Origin of the sequence: Dyadobacter sp. (assembly GCF_039919315.1) — a bacterium.
Lineage (GTDB): Bacteria > Bacteroidota > Bacteroidia > Cytophagales > Spirosomataceae > Dyadobacter.
In genome coordinates, this window is the sequence record NZ_JBDSFX010000031.1 from 22,514 (window position 1) to 41,449 (window position 18,936).

Below are 18,936 nucleotides of genomic sequence, written 5' to 3' on the forward strand. Positions count from 1 at the left end.
GTGTTGTACAAAACTAAGAAAGTGGAATATTGTAATATGGAATTGCAGTAGAATACGGACCAATTCTAAAAAATGGTAGATAAAATAGTCTGGATTCACTAAATTCACCCATCACCTTTTCACCAAATAATTCCTACAATGAGACTGAGTTTTACTTTAGTCATGAGCTTTCTTGCCCTGACGGCTTCTGCCCAGCAGGTTGAAACGGAGCGTATCAAAAAGATCAAGGCCACTTTGCCAGTTATTGAAAAACTGTATCAGGACTATTCGGAAAAGAATCATTTTCCCGGTCTGGCTTTCGGGCTGGTGGTCGATGGGGAACTGATACTTTCGGGGGCTAATGGTTTTTCGGAAATCGCCACTTCCGTGAAAGCGACACCCGGGTCATTGTTCAGGATCGCGTCGATGTCTAAAAGTGTGACGGCGATGGGCATTCTGGCACTAAGGAGAGAAGGGAAGCTAAAACTGGACGATCCCGCGTACTTATATATCCCTGAACTGAAAACAATGCCCTCGCTAACAACTGACGCTCCGCCGATTACAGTCAGGCATTTGCTGACCCACGCCGCTGGCTTTCCGGAGGATAATCCATGGGGCGACCGGCAGCTGGATACCAAAGATGAAGAGCTGATCGCGTTGATCAAAAAAGGAATATCGTTTTCCAATGTGCCCGGAATCACTTACGAATATGCCAATCTGGGCTTTGCTATGCTGGGAAAGATCATTACCAATGTTTCCGGTAAGCCGTATCAGGAGTATATTAATGAGGTGATTTTTAAACCGCTTGGGATGAATAATACAATCTGGGAATATTCCAAAGCGCCAAAAGAGCTGCTGGCGCACGGCTATCGCTACGAAGATGATGTGTGGAAAGAAGAGGAGCTTTTACACGACGGTACTTATGGCGCAATGGGCGGGTTGATCACGTCTATTGATGATTTTGGTAAATATGTAGCTTTTCATTTGTCGGCATGGCCACCCAGCTCTCTACCTGAAACGGGCCCGGTCTTGCGCAGTGATGTTCGGGAAATGCAAATGCCCTGGAATTTCAGTGGTTTGAATGCCTCGTACAAGTACCCAAGCGGCCGGGCCTGCGCAATGATGTCTGCGTATGGATATGGCCTGCGGTGGAGCAGGGATTGTGCTGGCAGGACTGGAATAGGGCATACAGGCGGGTTACCGGGGTTTGGAAGCCAGTGGCAGATCCTGCCGGAATATGGCATTGGAATCATCGCACATGCAAACCGTACCTATGCGGGTATGGCGACCATTAACACGGCTGTTTTGGATACGATCATTTCAATGGCGGGGCTCAAACCACTTCCTGTGAAAGTTTCCAATATTTTGAAACAACGCAAAGAACAACTTGTGAAGCTGGTGCCGGACTGGAAGAATGCTGAGCAAAGCGGTATTTTTGCTGAAAACTTCTTTCCTGACCGTTCTGTATCACATCGTAAAAAGGAGCTGGATGCGCTACTGGCCAAAACGGGAAACATGACCGGATCTACTGATATGAATGCCGAAAATCAGTTGCGTGGCACATTCCTGCTCAAAGGGACTAGCGGCGATATTCGGGTATATTTTACATTATCGCCTGAAAACCCCGCATTGATCCAGCAGCTGGACTTTTCATTGGCCAAATAATCACAAGTATCAAAAATTTTAAGAAAGGAATAGGGGGGATGTTTTTCTGAATTGTCTGAGAACAAAACAATCAGAAATCATGAAAAATATCTTCTTATCATTCACTTTCATTTTATGCCTTGCGGCGGTAACAGATTCGGCTGCGCAGGAAAACCAGACCATTTTCAGAAACTCCGGTATCCGCAGGTCTGGCGGCTATGCTGCCATCTCCAATAAGTTTACAAAGATCAATGGCGACTTTGCCAATATGGCTGAAATTTACGGAGGCTGGTTTGTGAATCAGCGTTTCATGTTGGGAGTGGGTGCAGCTGCTACCACTAATTACATCCCGGTACCGCTTGAAAGTCAGCAGTTTCCAGGTAGAAAAATGACTTATCAGTATGGACAGTTGGGTTTAATGACCGAGTATGTGGTTGCCTCAACCAAAATGGTCCATGTTAACGTAAATCTATTGACAGGTACTGGATTTACAGTACAATATGACCGCCACGATACGGAGAACTGGGATGATTTTGATTGGGACGAACGCTATGATGACGATGATGTCAAATGTTTCTTTGTGATGGAGCCGGGTGTTCAGGTTGAATTTAATGTATTAAAATGGATGAGATTCAGTCCTGGCGTATCTTATCGTAAGGCTTTTAATGCAAAAGCAAATGGTTTGACCGACAGCGATCTGAGCAATATCTCGTACAATCTTACATTGAAATTCGGCAGGTTCTGAAACGGTTAGGGGGAACTGATGATTTGTGGTATATTATGTCTCAATTGATCCACAGTTCCCAAAATAGAGGTTGGGTAAAGTGTTGATAATGTTGATCAAAGGCAATAGGAATAAAATTTGTACTGTTATATAAGTATTGCACACTATTTCCCGACTAAACCGTAATAAGATGAGCATTTCAGGATTTGTAGTTTTTGGATGTTTACTCCTATCTGCATGGGCCGCCAAAGCTCAGAATGTGTATGATGTGATCGTTGCTGGCCGTACGATAGGTTCATTAAAAGTCTTTGACGACAAGGGAAAAGACAATACCGAAACCCATCGAATCGAGTCAGATTTCAAGATTATGTTTTACAAAGGCAAGTATTCCACTCAGACTAACTATTCGCAGGGGAAACTGGTTTCGGCCACTTGCGCGCACCATGTGAATGGGGACCTGAAAGAGCGGACGCAAACCAAAAGCAGCGTCAAATCGCTGTATGAGGTATGGTTTTCGGGAGAGGATGCGAAGGATAAGCCTAAAATTGAGTTCAACAGCCCCATTAAAAGTACGATTACCGGCCTGTATTATAAAGAGCCAATCAATATCAGCGAGGTGTATTCTGAGCGGTATGGCAAAATGTGCAGCGTGAAAAAGCTGTCGGAAGGCAAATACGGCGTTTCATTACCGGACGGAAAAGAAGGAATATATTCTTACAAAAACGGCCTTTGCCGCGAGGTAAAGACCGATCTGGCGGGGTTTAAACTGCGCATCGTATTGAATGAAGGAAAAAATAGAGTGAACTAAGCTTACAGCTGGTTCACTCTATTTTTATAATGAAACCTGCTTCGTATTTTTCACCTCTGCATTATTCCTGATTTCTTCATTAGCAACTTTCACGAGCACGTCACCTTCCTGAATGTCTCCAAAAATCTCCGTCTTATCGTCGCTGCTCGTTCCGGTTTTGATCGGTACCCACAATGCTTTCTGATCAACCACCTTAATGACATAAGTTCCCTGTGTTGAATTGAGAACAGCTGACTTTGGAATAGCAAATGAGTTCGCATCACCAGTCAATGGGATAGAAACTTCGGCAATCATACCGGGTAAAAGTTTTCTATCGCTGTTAACTACGTCCATTTCTGTTCTTTGCGACCTTAAACGAAGGTCGAGCGCACCTGCCAGGCGGGATACTTTGGCAGGAAAGTTCTGATTGGGTAACGATTTTACGCTGAAAGTTACCTCACTTTTGTTCTTCAAATAACTGGTATACGCTTCCGGAACGCTCACTACCAGCCTCAATTTGCGTTGCTCGACCAATGTAAACAATGGAAATTCCGAACCTTTGCCCGACGGGCCTACATACGCGCCTGTACTCACATTACGTGCGGTGATCACGCCGCTGAATGGTGCGCGGATTTCCAGGTAATTTCTGGTATCCGTAATTTCTTTACTGGTTGATCTGGCCGCATCTAATTGCGCGAGGTCAGAGTTCTTTTTGGCCAAAGCTACGTCCAGGTCGTTCTGTGAAACGGTACCCGGTGTTTTGCTGGTTTCCAGCAAACGGTCGTAGTTCGCTTTGCTTGCCTGGTAAATAGCCTCCTGCGATTTCAGCCGCGATTCACTACCTATCAGCTGCGACGTAAGCTCAGGCGCTTCCATGGAGGCGAGTAGCTGGCCTTGTTGTACTTCTGAGCCCACGTCGGCATGAAGCTTCTTGACAAAGCTGCTCACTTTGGCATACAAATCGACTTGCTGAAAAGCGATCAGCTCGCCTGGGATCTGCAAATTGGATGCTAGTGAATGCTTGTGCAATGCAAATGTTTCCAAAGCGGTAGTCTCAACGGACGCAGTTTTCGCTGTTGCCTTTTTATTTTCCTCTTCCTCCGCTTTGGAAGAACCGCAGTTTTGTAATACCGGCGCGGTGGCGGCGACCAGTACGGTCAGGGCGATGTGACGTATATTTTTCATTGTCTTATCAGTTCGATTCTTAGATTATTTGGCCAAAGGAACATAAAACTTGCTTTCTTCATCTTCGGGATCAAGCGAAACACTTTGGGTCGTAGCCTTGCCCTGTCCCCATGCGAAAGCCAGCGGCAGGATAAACAAAGCTGCAAAAGTAGATGCAACCAGCCCTCCAATCACTGCCCTTCCAAGCGGAGAAGACTGATCACCCGCTTCTCCCAACCCGCTCGCCATCGGGATCATACCTGCTACCATGGCCACAGCCGTCATGACAATCGGACGGAGGCGCAAGCCAGCAGATTCCTGCGCCGCTTCAATGGCATCACCGCTATGTCTTCTGAGCTGCTCGGCATTGGTAATCAGCAACACCGCATTAGAAATTGAAACGCCGACTGACATAATAATGCCCATATAGGATTGAAGGTTCAATGTGGAGCCGGTTAACAGTAGTAATGTAAGAGAGCCTAAGATCACAGCCGGAACGGTTGCCAGCACAATCGCGGATACCTTGAATGACTGAAAGTTAGCGGCTAGCATTAAAAATATCACTATAATGGCTACCACCAGCCCATTTTGCAAGCTGTCCAGGGTGTCGGTCAGGGTCTGGCTCATACCGATCAGATCCACTGTCAATCCCCTCGGAATTTCGCCCAGTGACGCTAACGTTTTCTGAACATCCGCTTTTGCAGTTCCTAAGTCAATGTTGTTGAGGTTAGCCGTCACAGACAAAACAGGCATAGATCCCAGGTTATCATTTTCCCCGTAGGTAGTATCTGGTGTGATGGTGGCAACGTCGCCTAGTACCGGACGATTGGAATTACGAAGCAATGAAATTTCGCTTATGTCATTGACACTATTCATCTTGCTCTCTGGAATCTGAACCTGTACATTGTAGCTGAGGCCTGCTTTTTCATCTACCCAAATATTTTTATCGGTATATCGGGAGGAAGAAGTTGAAGCAGTCAGTGATCTGGAAATATCATTCATATCTACACCCAATTGCGCCGCCCGGATGCGGTCCACCTCAATTCGTATAGCCGGATATTTGTTGGATTGGCCAAGCTGGATATCCCGGAGATAACTGATTTGTCTCAAACCTTTCATCACTTTCTTGGCATACTCTTCATTCACCTGCTTGTTACGGCCAGACATCCTTACTTCGATGGGAGTTGAAGAACCCTGACTTAAAATTTTGTCTGTCAACTCAATCGGTTCAAATGAAAGCGCAACATCCGGTTGTGTTTCTTTAACCCTATGCCTGATTTTTTCCTTTAATTCGTCGAGGTTGGTATGGAAGCCTTCATGCAAACCCACTTGCAATACAGCTTCCTGAGGTCCTGCCATCCACAAATAAATCGGGCTCGTTGAGAAAAGGGACGGATGCTGACCTACGTAGGCTGATGTGATCGCTACATTTTCCGGACCCACAATTTCTTTGATGATTTGGATCGTCTTCAATGTTTTCTCCTCCGTTCTTTCAATCCTGGTCCCTTCCGGGGCACGGAGGCGTACCTGGAACTGACTGCCATTTACTTTTGGCAAAACATCTTTTCCGATCATGTTCAGTAATACCCCCGCCAATGCAGTGGTGATCACCAGATAACCAATCACAATCGGTTTTCGGAATGGGATCATTCTGGCCATAAACCTCATAAAACGTAGCCTGATGCGGTCAAAGCGGCTTAACTTCACACCATTTGCATGATCAGATTTGTGAAGCAATGCTTCTTTTTGTTCTTCCTTATTTTTGCTCAGATGCGCAGCCGCAAACTCTTCAGCATCGGTCATGTCGGTACCATCGCTTTTTTTGTGATGCTTACCTTTCATGATCCAGTTGGCCATGACCGGCACGAAAGTTTGCGCCAGAAAGTAAGAAATGATCATACTGAAACCAATGGCCAGCGCCAGAGGCAAAAACAGTGAGCCCGGTATGCCGCCCATTGTGAACGCCGGCGCAAATACGGCCAGGATACAAAACAGGATCAGCAGCTTTGGAAAGGCAATTTCCTGACAGGCATCCCAAATCGCGAGTGCTTTGGGCTTGCCCATATCCAGGTGCTGGTGAATATTTTCAATGGTAACCGTACTCTCATCCACCAAAATACCAATCGCGAGTGCCAAACCGCTCAACGTCATAATGTTGATCGTTTGCCCAAAAAGATTCAGGAACAAAACGCCGGAAATGATGGAGGTAGGAATAGTCAGGATCACAATCAATGCGCCGCGGGCATCTCCCAGAAACAATAAAACCATCAAGCCAGTCAGTATTGCACCAATCGCGCCTTCTGTCAGCAAGCTCATCACCGAGTTCATGACGTAAGTCGACTGGTCGAACTCGTAGCTAATATTTACGTCCTCCGGCAATGTGCTTTTAATGCGCGGTATTTCCTTTTTAAGATTTTGAACAACTTCCCAGGTGGAAGCATCAGCACTTTTCGCAATACTCAGATAAACCGACCGCTTTCCATTTACCAAGCCATAACCAACCGTAATGTCCGCGCCATCCTCCACTTTTGCCACGTCGCGCAGGTACAGGTTCTGGACCTGGCCTTTGAACAGCGGGAGACTTTCAAAATCCTTAATGCTACGAACCGTGGTATTGGTAGGCGTAATGTAGTTTTTGTCCCCGATCCGAACATTACCCGAAGGTGCAGTCTGGTTATTAACCTTCAATGCCTCCACCAGCTGATCAGCTGAAATGTTGTGCGAACGCATGAGTTCCGGGTCCGCTTTGATAACGACCGTTCTGATGTTACCTCCAAAAGGCGGGGCCGAAACAAGTCCGGGAATGGATGTAAATGTAGATCGTACATATACGTTGGCAAGATCCAGCAATTCATTGTTCGAACGTTTGTCACTGCTGATCACCAGCTGACCAACCGGTAGGGTAGACGCATCAAAACGGATAATGAACGGCGGGTTGGATCCTGGCGGGAAGATGGCCTGGGCGCGGTTCGTGAATGAACTGAGCTCCGCAGAGGCCTGGGCCATGTTGGTACCCGGGTAAAAATTGATCTTCATCAGCGTAAGCCCTTGTATATTTTTTGTCTCAATGGTCTTAATACCATTGACATACAACAAAATATTAATGTACTGCTTCGCAAAGAACGTCTCCATCTGCGTAGGCGTGTACCCGCCAAACGGGTGGGCAATGTACATCACAGGCAGGTCGAGCTTCGGGAAAATATCCACCTTGATATTCCGAACCGCATTGATACCGAAAAAGAGTAAACCGGCCACCAAAACCATGATGGTGATAGGTTTACGTAATGCAAAACGTATTAAATCCATGTTACTGTTATTTGTAATGTCAATGGGTGCGTGTTAAGGATTATCATTATTGTCATTTATGGTCAGGCATTGTCATTTATGGTCGGGAATTGTGATTTTAAAGTAATGACTACCAATGACAATAAATGACTACATCTGACCACACTACCACTTTCCCGTTCAAGCCGCCACAATCCATTATTGATTCAGAAATAGGTTAAAATCGCCGGCTGCTGCTGATTTAAGCAATAAAGCCTGCCACAAATTACTAAGCGCGACGTCACGATTGGTTTCAGCGCGCACCAGGATGTACAAGGCCTGCGTCACATCCACAATGTTACTAAGGCCGTTTTTATATAAAACACTCTTTTGCAGGTAAGCATCTGACGCTGATCTTACCTGTACGGGCGCTTCCTGAAAATTGGAAACTGCATTCCTGATCTTGTTTTCGGACAAAAGAAGTTGATTGCGAATTTGCTGGTCTACCAGGTTATATTCCTCTTTCAATGCGCTGGAAACGAAATTTTGTGCTGCTACCTGTTGCCTGGTACGCAGAATGCTCGTCATATTCCACGTTGCACCAATACCCAGCAGGTAATTGGCCCGGACGGGTTTAATACCCTCGAAATAGTTTTGAGTATATGCATGCTGATCCGTAGCATAGGAAGAAGAAAAACCAGCGCCACGGCCTTGAAAAACACCAAAAAGGGAAAAAGTAGGCATTCCCAATGTCTGGTAATACTTCGCCTGACGGTCGCTTACGGCAATCCGGTTGGAATAATATTTCAGTAGCGGGTGAACTCCTGTTTTGGAAATGGTATCGGAAAGAGAGCCCGGAATTCGGGTAATGAACAAGGTGTCGAGCACAAATTGCTGGTCAGTAGTACCCATTAACCGCGCCAGGTTATTAGCTTGTTCCTGCTCAAAATCCCTGGCTTGGGTAATGCTGATCTTAGCATTGGAAACTTCCGCATTGGCCAATGATGAGTCTACACCAGGTATCAGGCCGTTTTTCGCGCGGGTTACGACCACATTCTTCAAAGCAGTTGCGCGTTCCAGGTTATTTTCCCAGGATTTGGTCAATCGTTGCGCTACTAACAAGTTGAGATAAGCGCCCGCCACTCTCACGCTATGCTGAAATTGCTCTTGTTCCAGATCACTCTGATCACGGGAAACAATGGATTCTGACACCTGTATCCGCTCGCGAGCACGGCCGAATGCAAAGAAATCCCAGTTGACATTAGTAAGGTACAGCGCCCCGAAAGCCGAATTCCAATTTTGCTTGGGCAGCGGCAAGCCGGAAGATGCTACTGAAAGACCTAGCCCATATAACGGACCATTCTGCCCATTGACGGTCCCATAATCCTGCTGGGCCGATAAGTTGAAGTTAGGCAGGTATTCTTTTTTGCTTTGCAGTACTGTCGCTTTGGAGGCGCTCAGATAGTTATTTTTTGCCCTAATCGAAGCATAATTGGAGAGCGCCGTCTCAACAGCATCATTTAAAGAAAGAACCTGGGCCGAGAGTTTTTGACTGGCAGGGATCATTGCCATGGTTAAAAACAGGATGGAGAAACATCTAGTGAGCATAATTTCAATCAAATTACCTTACAATGTAACCGAACCGACCACTTTTGAAATATTCTCAGATGATGGTATGGCTAAATCGCTTTGCAAAGGTAGTTGGGTGGTGGTGAGCAATATTTACTACTTTCAAATAATATCTTATAAAATTCAAACATCATTACCTTTCGTGAACGCGATACGACTTGGGAGTGACGCCAATTTGTTTTTTGAACAGATTGTTAAAGTAGGCCGGATATTCGAAACCCAGACAAAAGGCGATCTCGGCGACGCTCCAGTTGGAATGCCTGAGCATTACCTTGGACTGGGATAAAATTCGGTCGATAATGTGCTCGGTCGTTGTCTTGCCGGTATTCTCTTTGAGTGCCCGGTTCAGGTGGTTTACATGCACACCGAGTTTGGTGGCATAGTCCTTGGCCGTTTTCAGTTTCAGTTTATGTTCCGGCGACTCGATCGGAAACTGCCTTGCCAGTAATTCCTGAAAAGCGGAGGAAAGTCTTGCGGAACCATTGCTATGAGGATCAGTCACTTCCGACGACTGCATTTTCATAGCTTCGTGCGCGATCACATTCACATAATTCCGCATCAGATCATACTTGTGAACGTAACCGGAATCAATGTCTGCCTGCATTTTACCAAAGATCCCCAGCAGGTATTCCTCTTGTTCTTTATTAATAAAATAGACGGGAATGCAGTCGCTGCGCAGAATAGGGCAGTTGCTCACTGTTTTTGCACGGGTCATGGTGCTCAGAAACTCGTCGGTAAAAAGACAGAAGTAGCCAGCCTGGTCATCGGAAACCGCTTGCCAGGAATAAGGAACATTGCGGTTGAAGAAAACCAGCGCGTTTTGATTGATCTCGATCTGGTGATCGCCGTGGGAAAGAATGCCTTTTCCGATGATGAGGGAGATCTTGTAAAAATCCCTGCGTGCGTAGGAAGTGTATTTGTTGCAAAATACCCGTGAGAACACATTGAAATGCCCCTCGTCGCCGGTTGATTTGTCCGGGCTTTTTAGACCTTTAGCGGCTGGATGCGTCAGGTAGAAATGTGCTATACTCTCACTTGGTATCATGCGTTGAAGTTATGAAATTCAAATATTCAGCGCAAAAGGAATTGGTTAAAATGTAATTAAATGGTCGGCTAACTTGCTATTATTCTATTTTTTAAAATTATAATAATCTTTATAGAGAGAGATATAGCATGGGCATATAAAACAAAAGCCAGCTACTAGGAGCTGGCTCTGCATTGTCCGGCAATTGAGGTACTAGTCGACTGTGGGATAAGGAGAACTATCAATACCGCTCTTGTCAGCGAGTTGAGCAGTATCCTTAATCACAAAATTATTAGGCGTTTTATAATTCCTAGGCGATACTAATGGGTTAATGTCGATCCCTTTCACCGCGTAGTCCCTCGTGACGATCAAGGCGACAGGCCTTGGAGCATACTTGGGTGTTGAACTGGAATAGCGGCTGCGTTGCTGCTTTCCATACCTTTCAATGGTATTGAAATTGGCAACTTTTATGGTATTATCGGCATTTTTCGCTTTTGCCTGTGCAGCTTTATTTGGATGCTTATAATTGTGTACCGACACTCCCGGATCCACAATGGACTGCGACTTTGCTGTAAACGCTATCATGACTGCGGAGAGTATGAAGGCGGCTGTGAAATTGATTTTTCTCATCCTTCATCATTGTTTTTATGGAACATTAATGCCCCTTTTTGAAGGGATGCACGGAAATTAATAACTTTTTCACTCTTACAACCCTGGCCATTTTTGGTGCAGAAATGGCAATTTGGCTAAATCAGGCTCGATTATGACAGCTATAAGACCGGACTTATGGTAGTATTGAAAAATTAGGTTTCACTTCAAACTTTATTCGTCTGAAAATTTGAAAAAATCCTGAAAGAAGGTTTGGATCGGTAAGGGGAAAAAAAATCAAAAAAACTGAAATTCTAATGAAGTTCTGATATCATTCTAATGAGTTTCTAATTTTTAAAGCGGTTTGTTCGGAAAATCATTTCAGCAAAGCCTGTGCAGACGTATGAATGCCTTTGCAGATTCGCTCGATAGGTAGGTCGTTGCTGTCTTCGCCAAATGGGTCCTCAATTTCCTCCGCAATGACTTCGAGACTGGCCAGAATGTAGAACACGAACATCACGAAAGGAATGACCAGAAAGTGCAGACTAAAAACGTAACCGATCGGAAGCGTAAGGCAGTAGGTAAAGATGAATTTCTTGATGAATGAGCTGTATGAAAGGGGTATAGGAGTATTTTTAATCCGTTCGCAAGCTCCGCAAATGTCGCTTAGCGATTCCAGTTCACCATTGAGCAGAATGGTATGCTCTGGTAGCAGAATTCCCTTTTTCTGTAATTCAATGACCTTACTAAACAGCGCGGAAGCAATCTGATTGGGAATGTGATCGTGCATATTGAGGGCGCTTTTGGTAAAAAAGGCAGAATCCTCAAACTCTTCGGGCTGAAAGCGATTGCGCAAATGGTTCTTTAATGCAAAGCCGTAGTTAGGGATCATTTTTTTGAAGAAGTCGCGCTCCTGAACGTGCTCCTGATCCAGCAACCCGTTGATCTTCAAGGCCAGGTTTAGGCTGCTGTTCATTAAGGTACCCCATTGCTTGCGGCCTTCCCACCACCGGTCATAAGCTGTATTGGTCCTGAAAACGAGTAGCATGGAGATTACAAACCCGAGCAGGGAATGCATCAGCGAGATGTTTTTGAGATCGGTATTATCGCCCAATTTTAGATACACGATGAGTATATAGGCAACGATCGCGGAGTAAACGCCGATGGTAAGTATCAGGGGCGTGAGCTTTCGAACCGTGTCGGCCTTTTGGAAATAGAAGATGTATCGAAACCACTCCTTCGGGTTGTAGTCTATCATACAAGTTTTACCTGTTCAATAAGCTTGAAGAATTCTTTGAAACATTTGGCGGTCAATCGGGCGTCTTCCAATGCATTGTGCGTTTCTTCCTCTCTTTCAAAACCGAAGTAGCTGGCCACGGAACCCAGGCTGAGGGAGCGCGGAACCGTTTTGCCATTCTTTTCGAGGATTTGAAAAAACAAGTAAGATACGGTGTGCAGATCGATCATTTTGTTGGAAAACGACCATTTCATCTTTTCGTTACGGTAGGCATAGCGCAGGAAATTAATGTCATTGATCACGCTTTGTCCGCAAATGATCACATTGGAAAAATTCGGCTTGCCGGCATTCAGTTTTTTGATCCATTTTTCTAATTCAGGGAGTACGTCGTAAATCATCGGCGCATCTTCCAGGTCAGTCATCGACAGCCCGTGTACTTCTTCCGATTTGACCGAAAAAGCCTCTTCATTCTCCGGATACACATTTTGCAGGTAAGTACCGAGCGATCGCCAGTTGTCGTCAAAAAGCTCAGCACCGATCTGAATGATCTCATTCCAGCCCGGTTCTGGACCAGTCATTTCAATATCTAATACGAGGAAGGACATAGGGTATGCGTAGTGGTGAGTAAAAAATTGATCATGCTTTGAAACTCAAACTTATACTTTTGTGTACAAAATTAGGCAAACATTACATTTTAGGAGATCCATTCATTATTCATTTATATAAAATGCCCATCGAATACAGTCAAATACCGTCGCCGTGCTTCGTTCTGGAAGAGGAGTTGCTCCGCAAAAACCTTCGTCTGATCGATTCGGTGCAAAAGTCGGCAGGTTGCAAAATCATTCTGGCCTTGAAAGGTTTCTCCATGTACAGTGCCTTTCCGATTGTGAAAGAGTACCTGAGCGGAGCTACGGCAAGCTCACTGAACGAGGTGAAGCTGATCAATGATTTCATTGGGTATCAGTCGCACACTTATATGCCTGCGTACCTGGATCAGGAATTTGGCGAGATTATGGAGCGCAGCAGCCATATTACTTTCAATTCACTGAGCCAATGGGAGCGGTTTAAGGATAGGGTAGAGGCTTTTAAGGAAAGTAATCCATCGCACGAGCTTTCCTGCGGGATCAGGGTTAATCCGCAATATTCGGAAGTAGCTACGGACATGTATAACCCGTGCGTACCGGGGTCCAGGCTGGGCGTCACGCGTGACAAGTTACCGGATGTACTTCCCGACGGAATAGATGGCATTCACTTCCATACTTTGTGTGAGAATGGATCGGATACATTGGAACGAACGTTGCAAGCGCTGGAGTCCCGATTTGGGGACCTGCTGCATCAGGCCAAATGGTTGAATATGGGCGGTGGACATTTGATGACAAGAGAAGGATACGATCTTGATAAACTAATATTTTTAGTTAGTACCATAAAGAAGAAATATAACCTGGATGTGATACTAGAACCGGGCTCAGCCATTGCATGGAGAACGGGAGAGTTGGTGACAACGGTACTGGATGTCATGGACAGCCAGGGTATAGATGTGGCCATACTGGATACCTCGTTCGCGGCCCACATGCCCGATACTCTGGAGATGCCTTATAAGCCCGTTATCAAGGGAGCGCACCAGGAGGCGATTGCAGGCAAGCCTACTTACAGAATGGGCGGAATGACCTGTTTGGCAGGCGATTTCATCGGGGACTATTCATTCGATCGGCCTTTGCAAATAGGAGATAAAATCATATTTGAAGACATGATCCATTACACCATGGTTAAGACCACTACATTTAACGGTGTTAATTTACCTTCCATTGGTATGTGGAAGGAGAGCCAGGAATTCAGACTGGTGAGATCTTACGGTTATGAAAGTTTCAAAGACAGGTTATCGTAGTGAATCATATATAAACGTTGAGAGGCGGTTAAAAAAAACAAAAACGGTTATCTTGGAAAGATGATATTCTTCCATGATAGCCGTTTTTGTTTTTGATGCTTTTCGTTTAGGGAAAACTTAGAAAATCAGTTGGTAGGGAGCATTGGAAAAAGACGTCTTATTTCTTCCGCAGAAGGCTGCTTGCCGTACTCGGTGATCTCGAAAACTTCAACAAAACGGATCTTTTCAGCCTGCTCTTTCCCGTACCATTTCTCCAATGTCAGTTTGATTTCAGGTGTTACGGAAGAGCGTCTTTCGGTAGCGGCTAGCAGCCATTTTTTTCTTTCTTCCAAACCCTTGGGAACGTTAGCAAGATCCTGACTTGTCCATGGTAACCATTCATAAAATTGGGAAACGTGTGCATCCAATCCATGCACTTTTTTAGTAATTGCCTCAGTGATATCGATCGCAATGTCAGGACGGAATGGATTAGGCCTTTGGAAGCGGTCACGGAAGTAGAGAAAAACAGGGTTTTTGACCAATGGCGGCACACTGCTAAGAATGTTGGGCACTATAACCAGGTAGGATGCGTCTTGTACCACAACGCCCGTGTTGCGGTGATCAGGATGGTAATCGTTGGTTCTGGGCGCGATCACCACGTCTGCATTCCATTCGCGAATTTTGCGGATTACCGCCAGTCTGTTTTCTAATGTCGGAAACAGTTCCCCGTCGTGGTTGTCGAGCACGTCGTACTCGATGTTCAGGCGTTTGGCTACTTCTTTGGTTTCATTGAGCCGGCGTTTGGCTAACTCTCCGCCGCCGATATCCTGGTGGCCTGCATCTCCATTGGTGAGCGAAACGAATTTCACTTTGTGACCCATCGAAGAATAAATGGAAGCGACACCCCCCGCTCCAAGGTCGCAGTCGTCGGGATGAGCGCCGAATACGATAATTTTCAAGGGTAATTTGGCTGTTTGGCTTGCTGTTTGCGCGAAAGCGAAGGATTGTAACAGCAAAAACGCCGGGAGAAATATAAATTTCCTCATGGTTAGAAAAGTGGTTTGAAAGGTTTAGCAAGAATGCAAAATAGGAATTTATATTCGCTTATAAGCGAAAGAGCCTTGGTTTAAAGCGTTTACACACTTGGGAACCGCGTTTTGCCAGCCCGTACCGTGAAAGAAATCCAAATTTTTTTTTAAACACTTTTTTAAATCAGATTAATTCACATATTTTGAAGGAGAATGGGCGGCTATTTTATGCAAAAATGCCCCGTGGAGCTTTCCTGAGCAGAAAAAATATGTTTGGCTAACCTGCCAGAGTAACAAGACCTTAATACGTTCGCGCCAAATAATTCAACCAGGCCTGATAAGATTCTTGTAATATTCCTGTACCTTTGTATCCCGTAATCATAGAAAAAAAGCAACGTCTTATGGCTTCCAAAGCACGAAAGACCGCGAAGTACATTTTCGTTACGGGCGGTGTTACATCTTCACTTGGCAAAGGAATTATTGCCTCATCATTAGCTAAATTACTGCAAGCCAGAGGGCTTTCCGTCACAATTCAAAAATTCGATCCCTATTTGAATATTGATCCGGGTACCATGAATCCATACGAGCATGGAGAATGCTACGTAACGGACGACGGAGCCGAAACGGATCTTGATTTAGGACATTACGAGCGTTTCTTGAACGTCCGTACTTCTCAGGCCAACAATGTTACGACTGGCCGCGTATATCACAATGTGATCACAGCTGAGCGCCGTGGTGACTTCCTTGGAAAAACCGTTCAGGTTGTTCCGCACATTACCGACGAACTTAAAAGAAACATGCTGCTGCTCGGGCAATCCGGTGACTATGACATCGTGATTACTGAAATCGGCGGTTGCGTAGGGGACATCGAGTCGCTGCCTTTTCTGGAAGCGGTTCGTCAGGTGAAGTTTGAAATGGAAGAGCACGATACATTGGTGATCCATTTGACATTGATCCCTTATTTGAATTCGGCAGGCGAGCTTAAAACAAAGCCAACCCAGCACTCGGTAAGAATGCTTCAGGAATCGGGAATCCAGCCGGATATCCTCGTATGCCGCACAGAGCACCCACTACCTTACGACCTCCGCAAGAAAATAGCATTGTTCTGTAATGTTCAGGTTAATTCTGTCATTGAAGCGATGGACGCCGATACGATTTACGCGGTACCTCTTTTAATGTTGAAGGAAAGACTGGATCAGCGTGCATTATATATGCTCGACATTTATAATGATAAAGATGTTGATCTGGATTCCTGGAAAACATTTTTGTCAAGACTGAAAAATCCTGTTGATTCGATCCGTATCGGGTTAGTGGGTAAGTATGTGGAACTTCATGACGCTTACAAATCGATAGTAGAGTCCTTTATCCATGCCGGTGCTGCCAATGAATGCAAGGTCAACATCGAATGGATCCATTCCGAAAGTCTTACCGCTGACAATGCCGTTGAAAAACTGGAAAACCTGGATGGCGTGCTGGTAGCCCCTGGTTTTGGAGAAAGAGGAATTGAAGGTAAAATTGCAGCGATCCAGTACGTTAGGGAGAACAGCATTCCTTTCTTTGGTATTTGTCTCGGCATGCAAATGGCCGTGATCGAATATGCCCGCAATGTGATCGGCTGGCAAGGGGCTCATTCCGTTGAAATGGATACCAACACGGACCATCCTGTGATCCACCTGATGAGAGATCAGAAAGATGTTTCCAATAAAGGTGGTACCATGCGTTTGGGAGCTTACCCTTGCCGCATTAAGAAGGATACACTGGCCAACCGGATTTATGGCAAGACCAACATCAGCGAACGCCACCGTCACCGGTATGAGTTTAATAACAAATACCTGAAAGATTTTGAAGAAAAAGGGCTGGTTGCCACAGGTATCAATCCTGATAATAACCTGGTTGAAATGATGGAGCTTCCTGGTCATCCGTTCTACATTGGTGTACAATTTCACCCTGAGTTGAAAAGCACGGTCATGAACCCGCACCCGCTTTTTGTCAATTTCGTGGCTGCCGCCTTGTCATATTCTCTCGAAAAAAGGTCGGTAGAATCGTTAAACCCATCAATCCACTGATCACAATTAGAGACCGATAAGGAAAAAACTTATTACCTTTGCCACCCCGCAAGGGATGAACTATTTCAACAATTTTAAGTAAATAATGGATAAAAATTTTATAATCGGCTTAGTACTTATCATGCTAATGCTGATAGGCTACCAGATCCTGGTTCCGAAACCTGTGGAACCAACCCCTGTAGCGCAAGTAAAACAAGATACTTCAAGAGCATCTGTTTCTTCATCAATAGTTTCGGATTCTACTCAGTTACCCTCTCAATCAAGTGATTCTGCTGTTGCACAAATGGCTCCCCAAGAGCTGGTTATAGAGACGAAAGATACCAAGGTGGTGTTCACCAGCAAAGGTGGTGTGATGAAGGAGGTTATGTTGAAAAAATACAAAACCTACGACCAGAAGCCGCTCTACCTGATTGCTGAAAATCACAATAGTTTCCGCATCAATTTCCCTACTCCGACAGGTGACGTAAAGCTAACAGACCTGTTCTTCACTACGGACGCGCAGAGCCAGGCGCTGGGAGAAAAGGATTCTGTGATCGTCACTTATAAGGTAAACCTGAAAAATAACCAGACCGTCGAGCAGACTTACGTGGTTCGCGGTTCAGGTTACGTGATCGATTACGGTATCAAATCCAATGGACTTGGATTGGGCGATAAGTCGGTACAGCTGGATTGGAACAATGATTTGCTTCAATTGGAAAACGATATGAAGAAGAACCGTGAGGTAGTAACCATCAACTACTACACCGACGATCTTCAAAGCCTTGCTACCAGCCCTACATCGGTTGAAGAGGCCAAAACGGCTGATCCTGTCAAGTGGTTTACGATCAAACATAAGTACTTCCTTGCCGGGCTAATCGCTGACAAGCATCCATTCGGCAATGTGACGCTCCGAGCTGACGTGAATCCAGCTGATTCGACCATTGTAAAAACAATGCACGTTTCGGCTGGAATTCCAATGTCGGCCATTCAAAAAGGAGAAGCTAATTATCAGTTCTTCCTCGGCCCTAACGACTACCACCTGGTAGACAAAGTAAAGGCAGAGAATTTTGACCAGAATGTTTACCTGGGCTATGCGTTTTTGAAGCCTATCAACAAATTTTTCCTGGTTCCTCTTTTTAATTTCCTTGAAAAATTCGTGACCAACTACGGCTTGCTGATCGTATTGCTGGTATTATTTGTCAAAACGCTTCTGACGCCATTGACATACAAATCGTATATCAGTATGGCTAAAATGAAGTTGCTAGCTCCTGAACTGGAACAAATCCGTAGCCAGAACCCGGATGATATGGCGAAGCAGCAGCAGGACCAGATGAAGCTTTACCAGCAGGTAGGAGTAAGCCCGCTTAGCGGCTGTATTCCCGTACTCGCTACCATGCCGATCCTGTTTTCTCTCTTTTTCCTTTTTCCAAACCTCATAGAGCTGAGGCAGCAATCTTTCCTCTGGGCAAGTGACCTTTCAACTTACGATTCATTTATAAAGCTTCCGTTTATCATTCCGTTTGGAGTAGGAAACCACATCAGTTTGTTCACTGTACTGATGACCGCTTCCAGCATTGGTTACGCCTATTATAATAACCAGATCACGCCTACGCAGCCGGGACCTGTTAACATGAAAGTGCTTGGTTATATCATGCCATTGATGTTTATGTTCGTTCTGAACTCGTTTCCTGCCGGTCTTACTTTCTACTATTTTGTTTCCAACGTCGTAACCATCGCGCAGCAATTGCTGATCAAACGCTTTGTGAATGAGGACAAAATCAGAAATATTCTGGAAGAAAACCGCAAAAAGAATGCGAACGGTGAGAAGAAACAAACCAAGTTCCAGAAATACCTTGAAAAGTCGTTACAAGCAGCAGAAGAGGCTAAAAAGAAGCAGGCTGACTTAGAGAAACGTTCTAAAAAGAAATAAAAGATTTATTGTAGCGTAGTATATAGGGC

At 45.1% G+C, this 18,936-nt stretch carries 14 protein-coding genes; 6 read left to right on the forward strand and 8 right to left on the reverse strand.

Annotation, left to right across the window (positions count from 1 at the left end):
- The first annotated feature begins 162 nt into the window (after window positions 1-162).
- From ABIO93_RS08750 to ABIO93_RS08760, 3 genes are all read left to right on the forward strand, one after another.
- Window positions 163-1,644, forward strand: a complete 1,482-nt coding sequence (locus ABIO93_RS08750; RefSeq protein WP_348066599.1) for a serine hydrolase domain-containing protein — start codon at window positions 163-165, stop codon at window positions 1,642-1,644.
- 79 nt (window positions 1,645-1,723) lie between these two features.
- On the forward strand, window positions 1,724-2,368 hold the full coding sequence (locus ABIO93_RS08755) for a hypothetical protein (RefSeq protein WP_348066601.1): 645 nt from the start codon (window positions 1,724-1,726) through the stop codon (window positions 2,366-2,368).
- Window positions 2,369-2,537: 169 nt separating this feature from the next.
- The gene (locus ABIO93_RS08760; RefSeq protein ID WP_348066603.1) at window positions 2,538-3,155 is read left to right on the forward strand and encodes a DUF6134 family protein; all 618 of its coding nucleotides are present in this window, start codon (window positions 2,538-2,540) and stop codon (window positions 3,153-3,155) included.
- 24 nt (window positions 3,156-3,179) lie between these two features.
- Here the strand turns inward: ABIO93_RS08760 and ABIO93_RS08765 are convergent, their stop codons facing one another.
- The 7 genes from ABIO93_RS08765 to ABIO93_RS08795 all read right to left on the reverse strand — a co-directional run bounded on the left by ABIO93_RS08765 (window position 3,180) and on the right by ABIO93_RS08795 (window position 12,645).
- Window positions 3,180-4,319 carry an efflux RND transporter periplasmic adaptor subunit gene (locus ABIO93_RS08765; RefSeq protein ID WP_348066605.1) on the reverse strand — a complete coding sequence of 380 codons (1,140 nt, stop codon included), beginning with the start codon at window positions 4,317-4,319 and terminating at the stop codon, window positions 3,180-3,182.
- A gap of 24 nt (window positions 4,320-4,343) precedes the next feature.
- Window positions 4,344-7,604 carry an efflux RND transporter permease subunit gene (locus tag ABIO93_RS08770; protein ID WP_348066607.1) on the reverse strand — a complete coding sequence of 1,087 codons (3,261 nt, stop codon included), beginning with the start codon at window positions 7,602-7,604 and terminating at the stop codon, window positions 4,344-4,346.
- A 177-nt stretch (window positions 7,605-7,781) separates the two neighbouring features.
- Complete coding sequence (locus ABIO93_RS08775; RefSeq protein ID WP_348066609.1) at window positions 7,782-9,170, reverse strand: TolC family protein; 1,389 nt, start codon at window positions 9,168-9,170, stop codon at window positions 7,782-7,784.
- 154 nt (window positions 9,171-9,324) lie between these two features.
- On the reverse strand, window positions 9,325-10,236 hold the full coding sequence (locus ABIO93_RS08780) for an AraC family transcriptional regulator (protein WP_348066611.1): 912 nt from the start codon (window positions 10,234-10,236) through the stop codon (window positions 9,325-9,327).
- Between the two features lie 192 nt (window positions 10,237-10,428).
- The gene (locus ABIO93_RS08785; protein ID WP_348066613.1) at window positions 10,429-10,845 is read right to left on the reverse strand and encodes a hypothetical protein; all 417 of its coding nucleotides are present in this window, start codon (window positions 10,843-10,845) and stop codon (window positions 10,429-10,431) included.
- A 334-nt stretch (window positions 10,846-11,179) separates the two neighbouring features.
- Window positions 11,180-12,061 carry a bestrophin family protein gene (locus ABIO93_RS08790; protein WP_348066615.1) on the reverse strand — a complete coding sequence of 294 codons (882 nt, stop codon included), beginning with the start codon at window positions 12,059-12,061 and terminating at the stop codon, window positions 11,180-11,182.
- Window positions 12,058-12,645, reverse strand: coding sequence for a 3'-5' exonuclease (locus ABIO93_RS08795; protein ID WP_348066617.1), 588 nt, complete (start codon window positions 12,643-12,645; stop codon window positions 12,058-12,060). Before ABIO93_RS08795 ends, ABIO93_RS08790 begins: the two co-directional genes overlap by 4 nt.
- Before the next feature lie 122 nt (window positions 12,646-12,767).
- Here ABIO93_RS08795 and nspC point away from each other — a divergent pair, with 122 nt between their 5' ends.
- Window positions 12,768-13,925 carry a carboxynorspermidine decarboxylase gene (gene nspC / locus ABIO93_RS08800; protein WP_348066655.1) on the forward strand — a complete coding sequence of 386 codons (1,158 nt, stop codon included), beginning with the start codon at window positions 12,768-12,770 and terminating at the stop codon, window positions 13,923-13,925.
- A 125-nt stretch (window positions 13,926-14,050) separates the two neighbouring features.
- Here nspC and ABIO93_RS08805 read toward each other — a convergent pair whose 3' ends face one another.
- The gene (locus tag ABIO93_RS08805) at window positions 14,051-14,950 is read right to left on the reverse strand and encodes a PIG-L family deacetylase (protein ID WP_348066619.1); all 900 of its coding nucleotides are present in this window, start codon (window positions 14,948-14,950) and stop codon (window positions 14,051-14,053) included.
- A gap of 383 nt (window positions 14,951-15,333) precedes the next feature.
- Between ABIO93_RS08805 and ABIO93_RS08810 the strand changes: the two genes are divergently transcribed.
- A complete protein-coding gene (locus ABIO93_RS08810; RefSeq protein ID WP_348066621.1) occupies window positions 15,334-16,998 on the forward strand; it encodes a CTP synthase in 1,665 nt (554 codons plus the stop codon).
- An 85-nt stretch (window positions 16,999-17,083) separates the two neighbouring features.
- On the forward strand, window positions 17,084-18,907 hold the full coding sequence (gene yidC, locus ABIO93_RS08815; protein WP_348066623.1) for a membrane protein insertase YidC: 1,824 nt from the start codon (window positions 17,084-17,086) through the stop codon (window positions 18,905-18,907).
- The last annotated feature ends 29 nt before the right edge of the window (window positions 18,908-18,936 follow it).